At 65.0% G+C, this 1,730-nt stretch carries 1 protein-coding gene; it reads right to left on the bottom strand.

Annotation, left to right across the window (positions count from 1 at the left end; translation table 11 throughout):
* Window positions 1-15: 15 nt before the first annotated feature.
* Complete coding sequence (locus tag WG898_RS25090) at window positions 16-1,566, bottom strand: RNA-guided endonuclease InsQ/TnpB family protein (protein WP_339605507.1); 1,551 nt, start codon at window positions 1,564-1,566, stop codon at window positions 16-18.
* Window positions 1,567-1,730 lie beyond the last annotated feature (164 nt).

The following is a 1,730-nucleotide window of genomic DNA, read 5'->3' as shown; positions in this document are numbered from 1 at the left end:
ATGAACCTCCCGCCACTAAGCGCGTAGCGCTGTAGTGGGGGTCTCCTGGCTCGCGCCGGGGAATTTCTGCTTCGATGACGCGAGCACCGAGGACCTGGGTCCTCGACGACTTACCACCGTCTCCACAGACGTGACTTCGGACCGTTCCGGCCCTAGTTGGATTTCTCCATTGACGGCCTGGGGATTCGTCGAAGGTTGGCGCCGCAGGCTGCCGACCTTCTTCTTCTCCCGCAGGGTGTAGCTTCCCGAGACGACGGCCTCGACCCCGCGGCGCGCGATGACGCGCGCTGCGTTGGTGTCAGCGTTCTCGGCATGCCCGCAACGCAGGCAGACGAACCGGCTCTGGTCGAGCCGATTGTCCGCATGAGTGTGGCCGCAGGCCGAGCACTCTTGCGAGCTATGGTGAGGCGGCACCTCGATGCAGAGCTTGCCTGCAGCGAGTGCCTTGTACTTGGTGAACTGCTTCGTCTCGCCCCAGGCGCTGGCCAGGATCGAGCGGTTCAGGCCGCGCTTCTGTGCCACCTTCTTCCCTGGCGCATCCACCGCGCCGGCGGCCGAGCGGGTCATGTTCTTGACCTGCAGCGCTTCGAAGACAAAGAGCAGGTTCGGACTATCAACCAGCGCACGGCTGGTCTGGTGCGCGAAGTCCGTTCGGACATCCGCGGCATAGAGCCCAGCGCTCGCAGCGCGCTGATGTGCCTTGCGACGGTTTTTAGAACCTTTGACGCGCCGTGCGGCCCGGCGCTGCCAGCGTTTGCGCTGCTGCTCCTTCTTGGCCAGGCGCCGCTTCTGGATGTCGAGCAGCTCGAAGGCCCGGGGCGGTGCAGCGCCTGCGGCGACGGTCGCCATCAGCGGCACAGCCACACCGCGGTCCAGGCCGACGGTCTTGGCCGCAAGCTCGGCCGCGGTGAAGCTGCGCAGAAGATCGAGCGTCTCTTGCTCGGTTGGAGTGACAACGCCATGGCCAGCCTCGTTGCTGAACGAGACATGCCACCGCCCGGCGTTGACCGACACATGGATGGACGCCGGCGGCGTCCATCCTGGCTTGTGGCCAGCGATGTGGTCCTTGAAGGGCAACTCGCCGCAGGGAAATTTCTTCGTGCCGATGAGCAGCCGCCAGGCGGTGACGACACCATCGACGTCGTGCTTGGCCGGCACGAACTCGAACAACTCGGAGGTGAGCCACGCCGACTGCTCGCCGTGGCGAGATGTGACGGTCGGCCGGCGCGCCAGTCCCTTGAAGAATCGCTGGTACGCCTGATAGAACCGAGCAGCTCCGTTGCGCAAGACCTGGGACGGAACATCGCGCAGCCAGGTTGTATCCGCCTCGTGGCGAACACCATCACCGAGGAAGCCTGCGTTGCCGTCTCCAACAAGGTGTGCGTACGCCTGGTCTACCGGCGCGTGCTGCCCAGCAAACGCGGCGAAGCGCCGCTGGAATGCGCGGTAGTAGCGGTCCTCGCGGACCTTGGCGTTCTTGATGAAGCGCTGGCAGCCAATCCAGCGCGCAAGCACCCGAGCGACGTGGTCGTCGGGGTAGGCGCGGAATCGGTAGCCAGTGCTCATTGGCCTTGAGATATCACCTGGTATTGAAATCGACAAGGGCTTGAGGCTCTCGCAGGGCGCGAGAGCCTCGTCCGTTAGACCCCCTCCTGGCGATTCGGCTCACGCCTTGGGGCAGCTTGCGCTGCTGGCTCGCCTAGGAAGGGGAATGCGCGGACGCATGTTCA

Source organism: Paucibacter soli (genome assembly GCF_037482845.1).
GTDB lineage: Bacteria > Pseudomonadota > Gammaproteobacteria > Burkholderiales > Burkholderiaceae_C > Paucibacter_B > Paucibacter_B soli.
This window is presented reverse-complemented; position numbering and strand designations above follow the sequence as displayed.

Excerpts from the sequence above, each read along its gene's own strand:
- WG898_RS25090 (WP_339605507.1), bottom strand. The coding sequence starts at position 1,566 with ATGAGCACTGGCTACCGATTCCGCGCCTACCCCGACGACCACGTCGCT.